16 protein-coding genes are annotated in these 17050 nt (G+C 74.8%); 11 read left to right on the top strand and 5 right to left on the bottom strand.

Going from position 1 to position 17050, the window contains the following annotated elements; genetic code table 11:
- Positions 1 to 30 precede the first annotated feature (30 nt).
- From LPC08_RS15060 to LPC08_RS26390, 4 genes are all read right to left on the bottom strand, one after another.
- Positions 31 to 1416, bottom strand: a complete 1386-nt coding sequence (locus LPC08_RS15060) for an aspartate aminotransferase family protein (RefSeq protein ID WP_230449057.1) — start codon at positions 1414 to 1416, stop codon at positions 31 to 33.
- A gap of 167 nt (positions 1417 to 1583) precedes the next feature.
- Entirely contained in the window at positions 1584 to 2195 is a 612-nt protein-coding gene (locus LPC08_RS15055) for a YcbK family protein (protein WP_230449056.1), read from the bottom strand.
- Complete coding sequence (locus LPC08_RS15050) at positions 2192 to 3739, bottom strand: L,D-transpeptidase family protein (RefSeq protein WP_230449055.1); 1548 nt, start codon at positions 3737 to 3739, stop codon at positions 2192 to 2194. The genes LPC08_RS15055 and LPC08_RS15050 overlap by 4 nt, the downstream gene beginning before the upstream one ends.
- Before the next feature lie 80 nt (positions 3740 to 3819).
- On the bottom strand, positions 3820 to 4350 hold the full coding sequence (locus LPC08_RS26390; RefSeq protein WP_502592167.1) for a zinc-ribbon domain-containing protein: 531 nt from the start codon (positions 4348 to 4350) through the stop codon (positions 3820 to 3822).
- A 234-nt stretch (positions 4351 to 4584) separates the two neighbouring features.
- Between LPC08_RS26390 and LPC08_RS15040 the strand changes: the two genes are divergently transcribed.
- The 3 genes from LPC08_RS15040 to LPC08_RS15030 are packed head-to-tail and all read left to right on the top strand — an operon-like array spanning position 4585 to position 7038.
- Positions 4585 to 5589 (top strand): cell division ATP-binding protein FtsE, encoded by a 1005-nt coding sequence (locus LPC08_RS15040; protein WP_230449053.1) that lies wholly within the window; start codon positions 4585 to 4587, stop codon positions 5587 to 5589.
- Positions 5582 to 6451 (top strand): cell division protein FtsX, encoded by an 870-nt coding sequence (locus tag LPC08_RS15035; RefSeq protein WP_230449052.1) that lies wholly within the window; start codon positions 5582 to 5584, stop codon positions 6449 to 6451. The genes LPC08_RS15040 and LPC08_RS15035 overlap by 8 nt, the downstream gene beginning before the upstream one ends.
- 14 nt (positions 6452 to 6465) lie before the next feature.
- Complete coding sequence (locus tag LPC08_RS15030; protein ID WP_230449051.1) at positions 6466 to 7038, top strand: YdcF family protein; 573 nt, start codon at positions 6466 to 6468, stop codon at positions 7036 to 7038.
- 293 nt (positions 7039 to 7331) lie between these two features.
- Here LPC08_RS15030 and LPC08_RS15025 read toward each other — a convergent pair whose 3' ends face one another.
- The gene (locus LPC08_RS15025) at positions 7332 to 7955 is read right to left on the bottom strand and encodes a gamma-glutamylcyclotransferase (protein WP_230449050.1); all 624 of its coding nucleotides are present in this window, start codon (positions 7953 to 7955) and stop codon (positions 7332 to 7334) included.
- Between the two features lie 139 nt (positions 7956 to 8094).
- Between LPC08_RS15025 and LPC08_RS15020 the strand changes: the two genes are divergently transcribed.
- The 8 genes from LPC08_RS15020 to LPC08_RS14990 all read left to right on the top strand — a co-directional run bounded on the left by LPC08_RS15020 (position 8095) and on the right by LPC08_RS14990 (position 17004).
- Positions 8095 to 9225 (top strand): DUF2125 domain-containing protein, encoded by a 1131-nt coding sequence (locus tag LPC08_RS15020; RefSeq protein ID WP_230449049.1) that lies wholly within the window; start codon positions 8095 to 8097, stop codon positions 9223 to 9225.
- A gap of 52 nt (positions 9226 to 9277) precedes the next feature.
- A complete protein-coding gene (locus LPC08_RS15015; RefSeq protein WP_230449048.1) occupies positions 9278 to 9853 on the top strand; it encodes a chromate transporter in 576 nt (191 codons plus the stop codon).
- Positions 9850 to 10371 (top strand): chromate transporter, encoded by a 522-nt coding sequence (locus LPC08_RS15010; RefSeq protein ID WP_230449047.1) that lies wholly within the window; start codon positions 9850 to 9852, stop codon positions 10369 to 10371. Before LPC08_RS15015 ends, LPC08_RS15010 begins: the two co-directional genes overlap by 4 nt.
- Before the next feature lie 133 nt (positions 10372 to 10504).
- Positions 10505 to 13129, top strand: coding sequence for a PAS domain S-box protein (locus tag LPC08_RS15005; RefSeq protein WP_230449046.1), 2625 nt, complete (start codon positions 10505 to 10507; stop codon positions 13127 to 13129).
- Positions 13130 to 13177: 48 nt separating this feature from the next.
- On the top strand, positions 13178 to 13303 hold the full coding sequence (locus tag LPC08_RS26090) for a hypothetical protein (protein WP_255702275.1): 126 nt from the start codon (positions 13178 to 13180) through the stop codon (positions 13301 to 13303).
- Between the two features lie 126 nt (positions 13304 to 13429).
- Complete coding sequence (locus tag LPC08_RS15000; RefSeq protein WP_230449045.1) at positions 13430 to 13888, top strand: hypothetical protein; 459 nt, start codon at positions 13430 to 13432, stop codon at positions 13886 to 13888.
- A gap of 6 nt (positions 13889 to 13894) precedes the next feature.
- Positions 13895 to 15304 carry a Dyp-type peroxidase gene (locus LPC08_RS14995; RefSeq protein ID WP_230449044.1) on the top strand — a complete coding sequence of 470 codons (1410 nt, stop codon included), beginning with the start codon at positions 13895 to 13897 and terminating at the stop codon, positions 15302 to 15304.
- A complete protein-coding gene (locus LPC08_RS14990) occupies positions 15301 to 17004 on the top strand; it encodes a c-type cytochrome (protein ID WP_230449043.1) in 1704 nt (567 codons plus the stop codon). Before LPC08_RS14995 ends, LPC08_RS14990 begins: the two co-directional genes overlap by 4 nt.
- Positions 17005 to 17050 lie beyond the last annotated feature (46 nt).

The following is a 17050-nucleotide window of genomic DNA, read 5'->3' as shown; positions in this document are numbered from 1 at the left end:
CGCGCCCTTTCCCCCGGCGGGTGCGGGGCGTCAGGCGACCCCGGCCTTCGCCTTCATCGCGTGGCCGGCGAGGGTGCGGCCCAGGCTCCAGGCGGCGCCGGGGAAGCGGTGGCTGTCCGCCACCACCGCCTCGAAGCCGCGCTCGATCCAGTCGCAGTCGGCGTCGGAGAGGGTCAGCGCCGGCAGCAGCTTGATCGTGTGGCTGGCATGGCCGGAGACCTGGCTGAGGATGCGATGTTCCTTGAACAGCGGGATGGTGATGAGCTGGCAGAACAGCCCGGCATTCACCGTCTCGATCATGTTCCAGGCGGTCCTGAGGCCCATCGAACGCGGCTTGCCGAACTCAATGCCGATCATCAGCCCCTGGCCGCGTACGTCCTTCACGAACTCATGCCGGCCGAGCATGCCGCGGAAGAAGGCCAGCAGCCGCTCGCCCTGGCGTGCCGCGTTGGCGGCGACGCCTTCCGTCTCCATCGCCTCCAGCACGGCGAGGCCGGCGGCCATGGCGAGGTCGTTCTTCGAGAAGGTGGAGCCGTGCACCACCGCGCGGTCCATGCGGTCGAAGATCTTCGCGAAGATCCAGCGCCGCGCCAGCACCGCGCCCACCGGGACATGCCCGCCCGAGAGCGACTTGGCGAGCAGCACCATGTCCGGCTCCACCCCCCAGTGCTCCACCGCCAGGAAGCGCCCGGTGCGGCCGAGGCCGGTCTGGATCTCGTCCGCGACGAACAGCGTGCCGTGCTTCCGGCACAGCGCCGCCACCCCGGCCAGGTAGCCCTCGGGCGGCATGTTCACGCCCTTGCCCTGGATCGGCTCGACGACGAAGGCGGCGATGTCCTTGCCGGCCAGGGCACGGTCCAGCGCGTCCAGGTCGCCGAAGGGCACCGAACGGCAGCCGGGCAGCAGCGGGCCGAAGCCGTCGCGGAAGTTGTCGTCGCCGTTGAGCGACAGCGCGCCGTAGGTCAGCCCGTGATAGGCGTGTTCGGCGAAGAGGATGCCCGGCCGGCCGGTGGCGCCGCGGGCGAACTTCATCGCCGCCTCCACCGCCTCTGTGCCGGAATTGCAGAAGAAGGCCTTGTCCAGCCAGGGCACCTGCCGCAGCAGCCGCTCCGCCAGCACGCCGGCGAGGACGGAGACGTCCATCTGCACCAGGTTGGCGAGGTCGGCGTCGATCACCCCGTGCAGCGCGCGCCGCACCCCCGCATGGTTGCGCCCCAGCGCGAAGACGCCGAAGCCGCTGAGCAGGTCGAGGTACTGATGCCCCTCGCGGTCCCACAGATAGGGCCCCTGGCCGCGCCGGAAGCCGACGTCGTAGCCGATGGTCTTGAGGACCCGCACCATCTGCTCGTTCAGGTGGCGGGCGTGCAGCTCGTACCGATCCGCCTCGCGCTCGGCGACGAGGGCTGCGATGTCCATGCGCTTCCTCGATTCCGCCCGGCCGGTCAGGAGAGGGCGCGGGTTCCGTGATGGGTGGACGGTGCCCGGCCGGGAGGCCCGGATGGGGAAGCCCGGATGGGGAAGCCCGGATCGGGCGCCCCGGTTCGGCCGTCCCGGGACGAGCGGCCCGGGTCAGCCTTCGCGGCTCACCAGCGGCGCGGCTGGCCGCAATCGAGATGGACGAAGCCGTCGCGGCGATAGAGTCCCACGCCGCCCATCTGCATCTCCGCGGCAAGGCGCGCCATGCCGTAGGAATCGCGGTCCGGTAGGCGGCAGTCGGCGGCCATGCCCGACATGTGCAGCGAAACGGTCGAGACCCGGCGCGAGCGGGAGCGCAGGCTGGCGTTGTATTCGGGCGAGCGGTAGCCGCTGATCACCTGGAAGGATTCGTGCGATTCCAGCCGCTGCGCCACGCTGTGCAGCACGTCGAAGAGGCGCGGGTCCATCGGCGTCACCTCCTCGGCCGAGAGGTCGCGGAACACCCAGTCCAGCTTCTGCAGCGCGTCGCGGTTGTAGCGGCCGTTCTCCCAGTAGACGCCGTGGAAGCTGTCCTCGGTATAGGCGCGCTTCACGTTCAGCCGGCGCGGCGCGCCGGGGGCGGCGAGCACGGGGGAGGGCAGGGCGGCGCAGGCGAGCCCGCCGGCGGCCAGGCCGAGCGAGGCGCGGATCACCTCGCGCCGGCCGAGGGCGGAGGGCGCGCAGCAGGGGCAGTCCTGATGGGGACGGCGGCCGGCGAAGCGGTTCTGGAACAGGCTCATCGGGCGGCGATCCGGGCGGTTGCGATGCGGTCCATCTCCCGCGCATAGGCGGCGTCGAGGCCATAGATGTCGGGGCGCAGCCGGACGCGGCCCTCCTCCACCACGGCGGTGGTGTAGTGCAGGTTCACCGGCAGGCTGCGCTTCAACGGCACGAAGCGCGTCTGCTTACTGTCGAAGATCTGCTGGCTGCGGGCACGGTCCCAGCCCATGCCGTCCAGGGCGATGTCGAGCAGCTCCATGGGTCGCTCCAGTCGGATACAGCCCGAGGAGAAGGCGCGGTCCGGTCGGTTGAACAGCGCGCGCTCGGGCGTGTCGTGCAGGTAGATGTCGTCGTTGTTCGGCATGATGAACTTCAGCCGGCCCAGCGCATTGGCGTCGCCCGCGTCCTGGCGGATGAAGTAGGGGAAGTTGGTGGGCGTCATGCTCGCCCAGTCCACGGTGGCCGGGTCCACCTCCACCCGTTCGCCCCCCACCACCGTGTAGAGGCGGAAGCCCTTCGCCGCCATCCCCCGCGGGTCGCGGCGGAACTTCGGCAGCAGATCCTGCCGGGCGTTCCGCTCCGGCACGCCCCAGGGCGGGTTGAACTGCACCGTGGTCATGCGCACGCGCAGCAGCGGCGTGGCGCGGGACGGGCGCCCCACCACGACGTTCATCCGCAGCAGCACGCGCGGCCCGTCCACCACCCGGAGGGTGAAGTCGGGGATGTTCACCTCCACCCGCGGCCCGGCGGGCGGCGTGGCGGCGGCGCGGCGCATGTCCAGCGCCACGCGCAACTGGTCCACCCGCGCCTCGGCCGGGCGGTTCAGCGCGGCCAGCGTCAGGGCCCCGACGCGGCCATCCGCCTCCAGCCCGTTCGCCTCCTGCCAGCGGCGCACCACGTCCAGCAGCGCGTCGTCGTACAGCTCCCCCGCATCCGGCGCCGCCGCCAGGGCGGGGTCCTCGGCCCGCAGCCGGGCCCGCAGCGCGGGCACGCGCGCCGGGTCCGTGCTGCCCGGCTCGATCGTGCCGCCGGTGGCGGGGATGGGCTGCCAGCCCCCGGCCGCGACCAGGGCCCGGGCGCCCGCCAGCGCGGCCTTCAGCGCCGGGGCGTCGGGATGGCGGCGGGCCGCCCGGTCGATCACCGCCGCCGGGTCGGGGGCCGAGGCCAGCTCCGCCTGCCAGCGCGGCAGCGGCACGGCGGCGGGATCGCGGAGGATGTCGGGGCGGCTGGCCGGCAGGCGCAGGCGCCCGAGCAGCAGGTCGGACAGCGCGGCGGAGGCGGCGCGCTGCATCCCCTCGGCGAAGCCGCGCGGGTCGGTCAGGGCCAGGGCGTCCGCAGGCAGGGCATAGGCGGCCGGGTCCAGCCCGTCCTCCTCCAGCCGGCGCAGGCGGTCGGCCAGGCGGCGCAGCGTCGCGGGGTCGCGCGCGGCTAGCGCCTCGGCCGGATAGGGCGCGGGCGATGGAGGAACCGGTGGCGGAAGCCTCTGGGCCAGGGTGTCCCGGACGGTTCCGGGCAGCGGGGCAGCACCCGCCGTCAGGGCGAGGCAGAGGTCGCGGCGGCGCATCCCCTACCGATAGCCGCCGGGGGGTGGGGCTGCCAAGCGGCAAGCCGGCCGGGCTGCGTCCCGGGCGGCCTTCCCGCCCGTCAGGAGAGGCCCAGGGCCTGGTACAGGCGCTGGGCCGGCGGCCAGGCCTCCATGATCGCCCCGCGGTAGATCACGGCGACGACCGCGGCACAGCCCAGCAGCAGCAGGGAGGCCAGCCAGCCGATCATCAGCCCGCCGCGGGGTTCCGCGACGGCCGCCGGCGGCCGCGTCGCCACCGGGGTGGGGCGGGGCGGGGGCGGGGGCGCCAGCGCCGGCGCGGGCGGCATTCTGCCGGGCGGGGGTTCCGTCCCGGGCGACCCGGCGGGGGCGGCCGTTGCCGGCGGGGCGGCCGCCGGTGTGCCGGTTGCCGGTGCGGGCGTCGCCGGCGTGGCCGTGGCCAGTGCGGGCGGGACCGGTGCGGGCGGGACCGGTGCGGCGGCCGCCACGGGGCCGGAGTGCGCCGCCGCGGGGGGCGCGGCGAGCGGTGCCCAGCTCTGCCCGCAGCGGGCGCACCGTACCTCCCGGCCCGGCGCCAGCATGGTCTCCGGTACCTCGTAGGCGGCTCCGCAATGGGGGCAGGCGATGCGCATCGGTTTCCTCGGCCCTCGCCCCTGGGGCACCCCGGCCGCGCGGCCTCGGCTACCGCGAATCGGCCGGCCGGGCGGAGCCCCGGGGCAGGGGATTGTGACTCCACAAGACCCTGTCATTGCTAGCGGTTCCGTTACCGGGCGGAAACCGCCGGGCGAATGAATTCGCGGGTCGTGGCATGCAGGCCATATAACCGCCGGGAAGTGCCTGCGGCCTCTGGCCCGACCGGGACTGGCGTGGCACATCCTGGCGGCATGGTGCGCTTCAGCGATGCGGGCCTCCGCTACCCCGATCCCGGTGGCGGAGCAGGGGAGCAGGCGCTGCACAGCCTGACCTTCACCCTGCCGGAAGGATCCTTCACCTGGCTCACCGGCGAATCCGGGGCGGGGAAGACGACGCTGCTGCGCCTGATGCAATGCGGCCTGCGCCCGACCTCGGGCGAGGTGGAGGTGCTGGGCACCCGCCTGTCCCGCGCGCCGCGCAACGCCCTGCCGCGCCTGCGCCGGCGGATCGGGTCGGTGTTCCAGGACTATCGGCTGCTGCCCTACCTCAGCGCCTTCGACAATGTCGCGCTGCCCCTGCGCCTCGCGGGGCGGCTCGAATCGTCGCTGCGCCCGGACGTCACGGAGATCCTGCGCTGGGTCGGGCTGGAGGCGCGGGCCGATGCGCTGCCGCCGCAGCTCTCGGGCGGCGAGCAGCAGCGCGTGGCGATCGCCCGCGCCGTGGTGGGCCGGCCGGAGCTGCTGGTGGCGGACGAGCCCACCGGCAACCTCGATTCCCGGCAGGCACGCCGCCTGCTGGCGCTGCTGACGGAGATGAACCGGATGGGCACGACCGTGGTCGTCGCCACCCATTCCGAGGATCTGGTCGCCGCCTTCCCCGCGCCGATGCTCGTGCTCTCGCGCGGCCGGCTCGTCTCCTATGACGGTCCCGGCCCGGAGGAGCAGGCCATGCCCGCCCGGGAGGACCGGGTGGCCGGGGCGCCGGGCCACGTGCCCGCCCCGCCCGCGGACCCGCCAGCCGGCCACGCCGTCTCCACCTGGCCTATGGAGGAGTGGGAGGACCCCGCCCCGCCGCAGCCCCCGGAGGATGGCGGCTGGGGGGCGGCGCCGCGGGACGCACGCCTGCCGCCGCGCCCCACCCGGCCCGTCCGCCCCTACGACCCGGCGCGCGAGGTGCCGCCGCCCGCCCTGGACCCGCGCTCCCCCTGGGAGGACGGGCCGGACCCGCGCCATGGCTGAGCGGCGGCGTCGTTCACGCGATCCGCTCGGCCTCCGCCGGGCGCTGTCGGGGCGCCTTCTGCCCGGGCTGGTGGCGGCCATGTCGCTGCTGGCCGCCCTGGCCCTGGCCGGCGCCCATGGCGCCGCCGGCCTGGCCGAGCGGTGGCAGGAGGGGGCGGCGGCGGCCGTCACGGCCCAGGTGCCGCGCCCGGAGGAAGGGCGGATGGCGCTGGCCCTCTCCGTCCTGCGTGCCAGTCCGGAGGTGGCGAGCGCCACGCCCGTGGACCCGGAGCGCATGGCGACGTTGCTGAAGCCCTGGCTGGGCGATGCGCCCGCCTTGCCGCTGCCCGGGGTGATCGAGGTGCGGCTGCGCGACCTCGACGCCGATCCTGCCCTCCTGGCGCGCCGGCTGTCCGAGGCGGTGGAGGGGGCGGAGCTGGAATCCCACGGCATCTGGGTCGCCCGCCTCGCCGCCCTCGCGCGCAGCGTGCAGGGCCTGGCCCTCGCCACGCTGGCCCTGGTCGCGGGCGTGGCCGCGGCGGTGGTGGCGGTCGCCACCCGGGCCGGCCTGGCGGCGCGGCGGGAGGCGATCGGTATCCTCTACGACCTGGGCGCCACCCATGGCGACATCGCCGGCCGCTTCTCCGTGCGCGTGGCCGGGTTGGCGGCAGCGGGGGCGATGCTGGGGACGCTGATCGCCGTTCCCGCCCTGCTGGCGCTGGCCCGGCTCGCGGCGCCCTTCGCCGGCGGGCCGGCGGTGCCTGGGCTGCTGTGGGAGTCGCTGCCCTGGATCGGGCTCGTGCTGCTGCCCTTCGCCGCGGCGCTGATCGGCTGGCTCACCGCCCAGGCCACCGTCCGCCGGTGGTTGCGGCGCCTGGCCTGATACGCCGGGTCGCCATGCGGCTGCCCCCCGTCCTGCGGCGTGCGCTGTTCTCGCTGGCCGTGCTGGGGCTGCTGCTGGCGGGTGCGGGCTTCGCCTGGTTCCAGGACGCCGCCTCGGCGCCGCCCGCCGCGCCCCTGCCGGCCACGGACGGCATCGCCGTGCTGACCGGCGGACCGGATCGCGTGGAGGCGGGGTTGCGCCTCGCCCTCGGCCGTCCGGAGGCCCGGCTCATCGTCTCCGGCGTCGGCGAGGATGCCGATCTGGCCGCGCTGACCCGGGTGGCGGGGGTGGAACCCTATGCGCTGCTCGGGCGCGTGCATCTGGGACGGGAGGCGCGCAGCACGCGGGGCAATGCCGTGGAAGTGGCCGCCTGGGCCCGGGCGGAGGGGCTGCGCTCGGTGACGGTGGTGACGGCCGGGTTCCACATGCCGCGCGCCATGCTGGAGCTGCGCCGCGCGGCGCCCGGCGTGGAGCTGGTGCCCTATCCGGTGCAGCCCTTCCACGCCCGGCCCCCGGCGATGCTGCGCGAGTACGCCAAGCTGGCGGGCGCCTGGATGGGGTTGTCCTCGCTATCCCGGCGGCGCTGAGCGGGTCCCGCGCCACCCTGGGGATAACTTCGTGGACGGGATGCCGGCCGTCCTTGTCACCACTTGCCAGGACTGCCTTCCAAGCACTTGCCGAAGCTGGATTGCGGGCGTTGCCATTCTGTTCATACGGGAAAAAATACCCTTTCTTTTCATGTCGTTGGCAAGTAGTATCCCCTTGTCGCCGGGCCGTCTGTGGGTAACTGCGCCGGGCCCCTGGACGAACGGGATAACGGCGCCGGGTGCCTGTGGAAAACTCGGCGGAAAACCTTGGCGGCCCTGCCGATGGCGGGCGGCTATCCCTCCATGCCCGCCGGGGGCGGCGGCAACAGGGAGGCCAGCTGTTCCAGCCTGCCATCGCGCACCCCCATGGCGCGGAGCCGGGCGACGGTCTGGAGCAGGTAGTCGCGGTTGGCGCCCATCGCGCCCTGGCCGCGGGCGATGGTCGCCGCCGTCTGGGCCGGATCGGCCCGGCCGCAGTAGTCGGCCGCCCGGCGGTTCGCGACATAGGCCAGGGCCTGGACCTCCCGCCCGTCGTCCAGCAGTCGCACGCGCAGCCGGGTCTCGTGGTAGACGCCGCCCAGCATCTCCCGCTCGTGCAGGTACGCCAGGACCTCGGCGGCCCGCGGCCCGCCGACGCGCAGCACGGCGCCGCGGCAGGCACCGCCCCGGTCGAGCCCCAGCACCAGCCCCGGCGTCTCGGGCGTGCCGCGGTAGTGGGTGGAGCGGATGCAGAAGCTGCGGTGGTAGCCCCGCAGCAGCGCGGGGTGCACCGCATCCGGGATGAAGCCCGGCCTCCAGATCAGCGAGCCGTAGGCGAAGACGTAGAGCGACCCGTCCGGGTCCAGCAGCCTGTCCAGGGCGGGGGGAGGATGGGCTGGGGTGGCGCCGGCCGGGGGCGGAATGGGATCGGGGGTCATGCGGGGCGGGGGCAGGCGCGCTATAGCGGCCCGCGTGGACACCGAGAAGGACCGCGACCCCGAGGGGCGCGCATGGCAGGCCGCGAACGGGGGAACCGATGCGCGGCCAGGTGGAGGAAGGGCGCGGCCGGCGCGACGGTTGCGCCTGGGCTGGCTGCTGCTGCCCGCCGGGCTGGGGCTGCTGGCGCTCCTGGCCCTGGGCCACACCCTGTTGTGGCGAACCATGGCCAGCCGGCTGGAGGAGGGCTTCACCGTCTGGGCCAATGCCCGCCGGGCCCAGGGCTGGCGGGTGGAGCACGGTCCGCCGCAGCGGGGCGGCTGGCCCTTCGCCGCCAATCTGCGCCTGCCCGACTTCCACCTGGAGGGCGGCCAGGCCAGCGTGCCGGGCGGGGTGGAGTGGCAGGCCACGGCCGTGGTGCTGCGGGTGGTCCTGCCGCGCCTGGACGAGCTGCGGGTCGAGGCGCGGGGCCCGCAGCGGCTGCGGCTGGGCCATGTCGACCTGCCCTTCGCCGCCGACCGGCTGGAGGCGCGGGTGCCGATCCAGGCGGACGTCCTGCCGCGTGGCGGCGACCTGCTGGCGGAGCGGCTCCGTCTGGGCCTGCCGGGCCCGGACGGCTCCCCCGCCCCCGGCGGGCTGGAGTTCCGCAGCCTGCGCGGCACCATCGAGACCCGCTCCACCGCGACGGAGGGGGAGCCGGCCGTCACCCTGACCGCCGAGGCGGGGGAGGTCATGCTCCCGGCGCCGCCCGGCGGCGGCAGCTACGCACTGGGCCCCAGCATCGGGCAGATGGGGCTGGAGGCGGTGCTGACCGGCCCCAACCCCGGCGGGCGCCTGCCTGCGGCGCGGGCCGCGGCCTGGCGCGATGGCGGCGGCGTGCTCGAGCTGCGCGGCGTCACGCTGCGCTGGGGCGAGGTGGAGGCCACCGCGGCGGCGACCCTCGCGCTCGACGAAGCGTTGCAGCCCATGGGTGCGGGGACGCTGCGGCTGACCGGGGCGCAGGCCGCGCTGAACGCCCTGGTGCAGGCCGGGCTGTTGCCGCAGCGCAGCGCTGCCATGGCCGGACAGGTCGCGGGCTTCCTGGCACGTCCCACGGCCGAAGGCGGGCCGCCGCAGCTGGAGATCCCGGCCACCCTGGAGGAGCGCACCCTGGCCGTGGCCCGCATCCCCATCGCGCGTCTGCCGCCGCTGGCCTGGCCGGAGCCGCCGGCGGCGGAGCCCGGGCCGGAAGGGGAGGTGTCCGATCCTTCCCTGCCCGGCACGCGGCCCTGAAACGCCCGGGGCGGCGTTGACCGGGCCAGCGCTTTCGGGCGCCATCGGCGGCGTGACCACAACCGCCGCCGACGTGACGACCGTGCCACCGCCTGCGGCCGCCCCGCCCGGTAGCCGGGAGCTGTTCCTGGGCTACCTGCGCATCGGCCTGTTCGGCTTCGGCGGCGTGAACGCCTGGTCGCGCCACGTCATCGTGGAGGAGCGGCACTGGCTGAGCGAGCGGGAATACGCGGAGCTGCTGGGGCTGGGGCAGGTGCTGCCCGGGCCCAATGTCGGCAATGCCGCGATCATGCTCGGCCGGCGCTTCGGCGGGCTGCGCGGGGCGGTGGCCACCACCGCCGGGCTCTACGCCATGCCGCTGGCGATCCTCGTCATCCTGGCAGGGTTGTGGGAGCGCTTCGGCAGCCTGCCGCCGGTGCAGGGGGTGATGGCCGGCGTCGCCGCGGCGGCGGCGGGGATGACGCTGGGCAACGCGCTGCGGATGGGCGAGCGGCTGCGCCTGCCGCTGCCGATGGTCGGCCTGGCCCTGCTGACGGTGCTGGCCGCCGCCTGGTTCCGCGTGCCGCTGCCGCTGATCGTCCTGGGCCTGGGGCTGCCGGGCATCTGGCTGGCCTGGCGCGGGCCATGATCGCCTGGCAGGTCTTCACGATCTTCGCGACCCTGTCGCTGCTTGCGGTCGGCGGCATGAGCGCGCTGCTGCCGGAGATCCACCGGCAGATCGTCGAGCTGCACGGCTGGCTGGACGATGCCGACTTCGTCCAGATGTTCGCGCTCGCCCAGGCGGCGCCGGGGCCCAACGTCCTGGTCGCCTCCCTGCTCGGCTGGCGCGTCGCGGGCGCCGCCGGGCTGGCGGCGGCGACGGCGGGCATCCTGCTGCCCTCCGGCGCGCTGGCCTGGGTGGTGGGCGGGGCGCTGATCCACCGCGGCGACTCCCGCTGGCTGAAGGCGATCCGCCTCGGGCTGGTGCCGGTCGCGGTCGGGCTGATGTTCGCCTCCGGCCTGGTGCTGGGCCGGGCCGCGGGACATAGCTGGGCGCTGGTGGCCATCACCGTCGGCGCCACCGTCTTCGTCTGGCGCGCGCCGTGGTCGCCGCTCTGGGTGCTGGCCGCCGGCGGCATGCTGGGGCTGGTGCTGGTGCTGCTGTGACCGGGCGGGCCGGAACCGGCTTCCGGCCACCCGCCGGCTGTGGCAGACGAAGCGGAATGTCGTGCCGCGCCTGCAGCCTGTCCTTGCAGCCGACGCCGTGCCGTGCCGCCAGCCGGACCCGGGCCGGATGGGCATGACGCGCCGCTTCCTGTCCGCAGGGGGCGAGATGGGCGCGCTGGTCCGCGCCTACGACTGGGCGGCCAACCCGCTCGGCCCGCCCGAGACCTGGCCGCAGCCGCTCCGGACCGTGGTGGGCGTGATGCTGGGCTCGCGCCAGCCGATGTTCGTCGCCTGGGGGCCGCAGCGCATCGTGCTGTACAACGACGGCTACGCCCCGATGCTCGGCCTGCGCCACCCGGGGGCTCTGGGGCGGCCCTTCCACGAGATCTGGTTCGACATCATCGACGAGGTCGGCCCCATCCTCGACCGCGCCTATGCGGGCGAGGGCACGCACATGGACGACATCCGCTTCGTCATGACGCGCAACGGCTACCCGGAGGAGACGCATTTCGCCTTCTCCTACACGCCCGTGCGCGACGAGGGCGGCGAGGTGCGGGGCATGTTCTGCGCCTGCACGGAGACCACGCAGCAGGTTCTGGACGAGCGGGACCGCGTGGCCCAGCGCGAGCGGCTGACCCAGATGTTCGAGCACGCGCCGGGCAGCATGGCGCTGCTGCGCGGCCCGCAGCACGTCTTCGAGCTGGCCAACGCCGCCTACCAGCACCTGGTCGGGACCCACCGCCCCGTCATCGGCCTGCCCGTGGCCCAGGTGCTGCCGGAGGTCGTCGGCCAGGGCCTGATCGACATGCTCGACCGCGTCTACGCGACGGGCGAGCCCTTCGTCGGCACGGCGGTGCAGGTGGTGTTGCAGCGCCATCCGGAAGGGCCGCCGGAGGGGCGGGTGCTGGACTTCGTCTGGCAGCCGCTGCGCAACGCCGAGGGCCAGGTCGACGGCATCTTCGTCGAGGCGACGGACGTCACCGAGCGCCGGCGCGCCGAGGAGGCGATGCGCGAGAGCGAGGAGCGCTTCCGCACCATCGCCGACCAGGCGCCGCTGATGCTCTGGGTCACCAATGCCGAGGGGCGATGCACCTTCCTCAACCGCGCCTGGTACGAGTTCACCGGGCAGCGCGAGGAGGAGGCGCTGGGCTTCGGCTGGCTGGATGCCACCCATCCCGAGGATGCGCAGCGTGCGGAGCGCGCCTTCCGCACGGCGATCGCGGACCGCGAGGGGATCTGGCTGGAATACCGGCTGCGGCGTGCGGACGGCGCCTGGCGCTGGGCGATCGACGCCGCGGCGCCCCGCTTCGATGGGGAGGGGCGCTTCCTGGGCCATGTCGGTTCGGTGGTGGACATCACCGAGCGCAAGGAGGCGGAGCAGGCCCAGGCCCAGGTCAACGAGATGCTGGAGCGCCGCGTCGCCGAGCGGACGCGGGAGCGCGACAGCATGTGGCGCCTGTCGGACGACCTGATGCTGGTGTGCGACGCGGCCGGCAGCCTGCTGGCGACCAATGCCGCTTGGTCGGCGCGGCTGGGCTGGAGCGAGGGGGAGCTGCTGCGGCACCGCTTCCTCGACCTGGTCCACCCGGAGGACCGGGCAGCGGTCGGGGAGGGGCTGGCGCGCCTGGGCCGCGGCGAGACGGCGCGGTTCGAGGGGCGCGTCCGCCATCGCGACGGCAGCCACCGGGCCATCGCCTGGGCCGCGGCCCCGGAGGGCGAGCGCTCCTACGCCATCGGGCGCGACGTGACCGACCAGCGCGAGCTGGAGGAGCAACTGCGCCAGTCGCAGAAGATGGAGGCGATCGGCCAGCTCACCGGCGGCATCGCGCACGACTTCAACAACATGCTGACCGGCATCATCGGCAGCCTGGAGATGCTGAAGCGGCGGATCGAGGCCGGCCGCCTGGACCAGGTGGACCGCTACGTCGCCGCCGCCGCAGCGTCCGCCCAGCGCGCCGCGGGGCTGACGCACCGGCTGCTCGCCTTCTCCCGCCGGCAGTCGCTCGACGTGCGCGCCACGGACGTCAACCGCCTGGTGCACGGCATGCAGGAGATCCTGCACCGCACCCTGGGCGAGAACATCCGGCTGCAGCCCGCGCTCGACGCCCGCCTCTGGCTGGCGGAGACGGATGCGAACCAGCTGGAGAGCGCGCTGCTCAACCTGGTGATCAATGCCCGCGACGCGATGCCGCATGGCGGGCGGGTGACGATCAGCACGCGCAACCTGCACTGGGAGGCGGGAGAGCGGGACCACGGCTCCGGCAACATGGCGGAGGCGCTGCGTCCCGGCGACTACGTGGCGATCGCCGTCACGGACAGCGGCACCGGCATGACGTCCGATGTCGTGGCCAAGGCGTTCGACCCCTTCTTCACCACCAAGCCGATCGGGCAGGGGACGGGGCTGGGCCTGTCCATGATCTACGGCTTCGTCCGCCAGTCCGGCGGGCAGGTGCGGATCGAGAGCGCCCCGGGCCATGGCACCTCGGTGACCCTCTACCTGCCGCGCGCCCTGCGGCGGGAGGCCGCCGCGGCCGCGCCGCGCCTGCACGAGGTGCCGCGCGCCGTCGCCGGCGAGCGCGTGCTGGTGGTGGAGGACGACCCCGCCGTCCGGATGCTGGTGCTCGATGTGCTGGAGGAGCTGGGCTACGCCGCCATCGAGGCGGCGGACGGCCGCAGCGCCCTGCCGATCCTGGAAGGCGGGGAGCGGATCGACCTGCTCGTCTCCGATGTCGGCCTGCCCGGGTTGAATGGCCGCTAGCTGGCGGAGGTCGCGCGCCGCCATCGCCCGGGGCTGAAGGTGCTGTTCATGACCGGCTATGCCGAGAATGCCCTGCAGCGGGCGGATTTCCTGGAGGAGGGCATGGAGATGGTGACCAAGCCCTTCACCACCGAGGCGCTGGCCCGGCACATCCGCGGGATGATCGAGCGGTAGGGGCGGGCCGACGCGGCGCGGCCCCCTGGCCTTCGGGATTTGTTTCTTGTTAGCATCGGATCGGGCCGCGCCGCGGTCCGGCCGGACTCCCCTGCCCGGCCGCAGCCAGACGGAAGGGAAGGTGGCATGGCGGGTTCGGTCCTGCAGACGATCGGCCGCATCAGCGCGCTGACGGCGATCACGACGATCAAGCCCGGCGAGGCACCTGCCCTGCGGCAGGCGCTGCAGCGCCTGACGGCGGCCAAGGGCGGCCTGATCTCCTCGCTGGGCACGATCCACATGGTCCGCTGGGTGATCTTCGACAACGACACGCGGCTGCTCTTCGCCACGAACTTCGACGGCGACGTCGAGACCTACATGCGCGACTTCGCCGAGCGCGCGCCGGACGGCATCGACGCCATCTGGGGCCATTGCGAGGGCTATCCCGGCGCGCGCGACTACGAGAAGCTGCGCGACTACATCCTGGGCTCGGCGATCGAGACCACCGGCTACTACGTCGCCTATCCCGAGGCGACGGTGGCCGACATCAACAAGGCGCTGGACTGGAAGGCGAAGTTCGAGACCTTCCTCGACCAGCTGGGCTGATCCGCCATGCCGGATGGCACCGCGCCTGGCCTGGTGGTGCCGGATCTGGACGACATCCAGGGCATGGCCCTGCGCGTCTACCGATTCCCCGTCGCCCGCCACCGCCTCCTGCGCATCGACGACGCGGCGGCGGCGCGCGGCTGGCTCGGCATGCTGGCCGCGCAGGTCGCCAGCGTCGCCGCGATCGATGCGGGGCCGCCGAGCGCGGTGAACCTGGCGGTGAGCGCCTCGGGGCTCGTCGCGCTGGGGCTGCCGGCGGAGAGCCTCGACAGCTTCGCGGAGCCCTTCCGCCAGGGCATGGCGGCGCGCGCCGCGGCGCTGGGCGATGTCGGGGACCAGGCGCCGGACCGCTGGGACCCGCCCTGGGGCCGGCGCGAGCTGCATGCGCTGCTGACCCTGTCCGCCATCTCGCCCACGGCGCTGGAGGCGGCCGATCCGGCCCTGCGCGACGGGATGCGGGGGGTGACCGTGCTGGGCACGGAGGAGGTCGCCCTGCTGCCGGATGCGGCGGGACGGCCGGCGCCGGTCGAGCATTTCGGCTACCGCGACGGCATCGCCCAGCCGGCCATCGCGGGGGATGGCGCGGCCAGCGCCCGCGGCCAGGGCCGCGCCGGCCCCGGCGGGAGCTGGCGCAAGCTGCAGCCCGGGGAGTTCGTGCTGGGCCTGCCGGACGAGAGCGGCGCGGCCCCGCCGCTGCCGCGGCCCGAGGCGCTGGCGCGCAGCGGCACCTACCTGGCCGTGCGCAAGCTGCACCAGCATGTCGCGCGCTTCCGCGCCTATCTCGACGGCGTCGCCCGCGACGACGGGGACCGGGAGTGGCTGGCCGCGCGCCTGCTGGGCCGCTGGCCGAGCGGCGCCCCCCTGGCGCTGGCGGCGGAGGCCGACGACCACGCCCTCGCTGCCGACGATGCCCGGGTGGATGATTTCGACTATGCCGGGGACCCGGGCGGGCGCGCCTGCCCGGTCGGCGCGCATCTGCGCCGGATGAACCCGCGCGCCGGCCTCGCCGGCCCGGCGGGCGCCACCGTCCATCGCCACAGGGTACTGCGCCAGGGCCTCCCCTACGGCCCCCCCCTGGCGCCCGGTGCCCCGGAGGACGGCGTCCCGCGCGGCGCGCTGCTGCTGATCGGCGGCGCCGATCCCGCGCGGCAGTTCGAGTTCGTCCAGAAGGTCTGGATCGGCGACGGCGACTTCGCCGGGCTCGGCCGCGACAAGGACCCGCTGATCGGGGCACAGGACGGGACGGGCGGGTTCACCATCCCGCAGCGCGGCCAGCCGCGCCGGCGCCTGTCCGCCCTGCCGGCCTTCGTGGCCACGCGCGGCGGCGAGTACTTCCTGCTGCCCGGCCGCCGCGCCCTGGCGCATCTGGCGGCGGGTCCCGGAGCGCCCCCGAAGGAGGGAGAGGAACGGCCATGAGGAAGCGGATCGCGGCTCTGCTGGTGGCCGTGCTGGGGAGCGCCTGCGCCGGCCCGTCGGAGGTGATGCCGGAGGCGACGCCGCCGCAGGGCCTCGGCGCGGCGGGGCAGGGCTGGAGCGAGGCGCAGCGGCGCTGGTTCTACCACGCCTCGCAGGGGACCATGCTGCTGCCGGTGAGCTGGTTCCTGGCGCTGGAGCGGCCGTCGGCGCCGTTCCAGGAGGCGCCGCTCTTCGCCACGACCGAGAATCTCAGCCGCTATGGCTTCCTGCCGGACGAGGCCTCATCCGAGAACCCGCTGGGCCTGCCCGTGGGCTTCGCCCTGGATGACCGCGGCGGCTTCAGCCGGGCGGGGCTGGGCGGCCGGGAACAGGTGGTGGGGCTGACCTGCGCTGCCTGCCACACCGGGCAGATCGAGCGCGGCGGCCGCGCCCTGCGCATCGACGGCGGGCCGGCGATGACCAATGTCGGCGCCTTCCAGAAGGATCTCGGCCTCGCCCTGGCGCAGACGCTGCGGCCGATCCGCTTCGGGCGCTTCGCCGGGCGGGTGCTGAAGGAGGGCGACACGCCCGCGGCGCGCCTCGCGCTGCGCCGCCAGGTCCGGAGCATGGTGCTCGGCGGGCTGACCGAGCAGGCCGAGGCCCACTGGGCCAAGGTCTACCCGCTGGAGGAGGGCTATGGCCGGCTCGACGCGCTGGGGCGGGGCGGCAACTTCGTCTTCGGCACCCAGGCGCGCGACCGCAACAACCTGGTCCCGGCCGACGGGCCGGTCAGCTACCCCGCCCTGTGGGACGCGCCGTGGTTCGACTGGGTGCAGTACAACGGCGCCATCCGGCAGCCGATGGGCCGCAACGTGGCCGAGGCGATGGGCGTGCGCGCCGTCACGACGGTGACCGGCTCGCCCGACACGCTCTACGATTCCACCGTCCGGCTCGACACCATCGCGGCGATGGAGCAGCAGCTCGCCGGCCCGGCGCCGGGGCAGGGGCTACGCCCGCCGCGCTGGCCGGAGGAGCTGCTCGGCCCGATCGACCGCGCCATGGCGGAGCGCGGGGCCGCCCATTACGCGCGGCTCTGCGCCGGCTGCCACGAGGGCGGGGCCGTGGCCTGGACCGAGCCCGACGCCTTCGGCCGCCGCTACCGCCGGATCACCATGGTGGCGCTGGAGAAGATCGGCACGGACCCGACCGCCGCGATGAACTTCGTGAACCGCCGGGGCCGGCTGGAACGCGACCAGGCACCGATCCCGGCCGACCAGGCGCTGAAGGCCGTGACCGACCGGGTCATCGCCCGCTGGTACGAGCGCAACGCCGTCCCGCCGGCGCGGCAGGAGGAGATGAACGGCTTCCAGCCCAATGACTGGCGCGCCCTGGCCGCCTACCGCGCCAAGCCCCTGGACGGGGCCTGGGCCACGGCGCCCTTCCTGCACAACGGCTCGGTGCCCAGCCTGTACCAGATGCTGCTCCCGGCCGCGCAGCGCGACGCCGTGTTCCATGTCGGGCGGCGCGAGTTCGATCCCGTGCAGGTCGGCTTCGTCAGCACGCCCTCGGCCGGGGCCACCCGCTTCGACACCGCGCTGCAGGGCAACCGCAACACCGGGCACGAGTTCCGCAATGCCCCGCCGGGCACGCCCGGCGTGCTGGGGCCGGAGCTGAGCGAGCCGGAGCGGCGCGAGATCGTGGAGTACCTGAAGACGCGCTGACGCGCCTGCGCCCCCCCGCCCATCCGTCGGCGTGCCGGCCCGCGGC

This window comes from Roseomonas sp. OT10, from assembly GCF_020991085.1.
Lineage (GTDB): Bacteria > Pseudomonadota > Alphaproteobacteria > Acetobacterales > Acetobacteraceae > Roseomonas > Roseomonas cutis.
The sequence above is the reverse complement of the archived record's forward strand: the minus strand, read 5'-3'. Positions and strand labels throughout refer to the sequence as shown.

Excerpts from the sequence above, each read along its gene's own strand:
- LPC08_RS15060 (WP_230449057.1), bottom strand. The coding sequence starts at position 1,416 with ATGGACATCGCAGCCCTCGTCGCCGAGCGCGAGGCGGATCGGTACGAG.
- LPC08_RS15055 (WP_230449056.1), bottom strand. The coding sequence starts at position 2,195 with ATGAGCCTGTTCCAGAACCGCTTCGCCGGCCGCCGTCCCCATCAGGAC.
- LPC08_RS15050 (WP_230449055.1), bottom strand. The coding sequence starts at position 3,739 with ATGCGCCGCCGCGACCTCTGCCTCGCCCTGACGGCGGGTGCTGCCCCG.
- LPC08_RS26390 (WP_502592167.1), bottom strand. The coding sequence starts at position 4,350 with ATGCGCATCGCCTGCCCCCATTGCGGAGCCGCCTACGAGGTACCGGAG.
- LPC08_RS15035 (WP_230449052.1), top strand. The coding sequence starts at position 5,582 with ATGGCTGAGCGGCGGCGTCGTTCACGCGATCCGCTCGGCCTCCGCCGG.
- LPC08_RS15030 (WP_230449051.1), top strand. The coding sequence starts at position 6,466 with ATGCGGCTGCCCCCCGTCCTGCGGCGTGCGCTGTTCTCGCTGGCCGTG.
- LPC08_RS15025 (WP_230449050.1), bottom strand. The coding sequence starts at position 7,955 with ATGACCCCCGATCCCATTCCGCCCCCGGCCGGCGCCACCCCAGCCCAT.
- LPC08_RS15010 (WP_230449047.1), top strand. The coding sequence starts at position 9,850 with ATGATCGCCTGGCAGGTCTTCACGATCTTCGCGACCCTGTCGCTGCTT.
- LPC08_RS15005 (WP_230449046.1), top strand. The coding sequence starts at position 10,505 with ATGACGCGCCGCTTCCTGTCCGCAGGGGGCGAGATGGGCGCGCTGGTC.
- LPC08_RS26090 (WP_255702275.1), top strand. The coding sequence starts at position 13,178 with ATGACCGGCTATGCCGAGAATGCCCTGCAGCGGGCGGATTTCCTGGAG.
- LPC08_RS15000 (WP_230449045.1), top strand. The coding sequence starts at position 13,430 with ATGGCGGGTTCGGTCCTGCAGACGATCGGCCGCATCAGCGCGCTGACG.
- LPC08_RS14995 (WP_230449044.1), top strand. The coding sequence starts at position 13,895 with ATGCCGGATGGCACCGCGCCTGGCCTGGTGGTGCCGGATCTGGACGAC.
- LPC08_RS14990 (WP_230449043.1), top strand. The coding sequence starts at position 15,301 with ATGAGGAAGCGGATCGCGGCTCTGCTGGTGGCCGTGCTGGGGAGCGCC.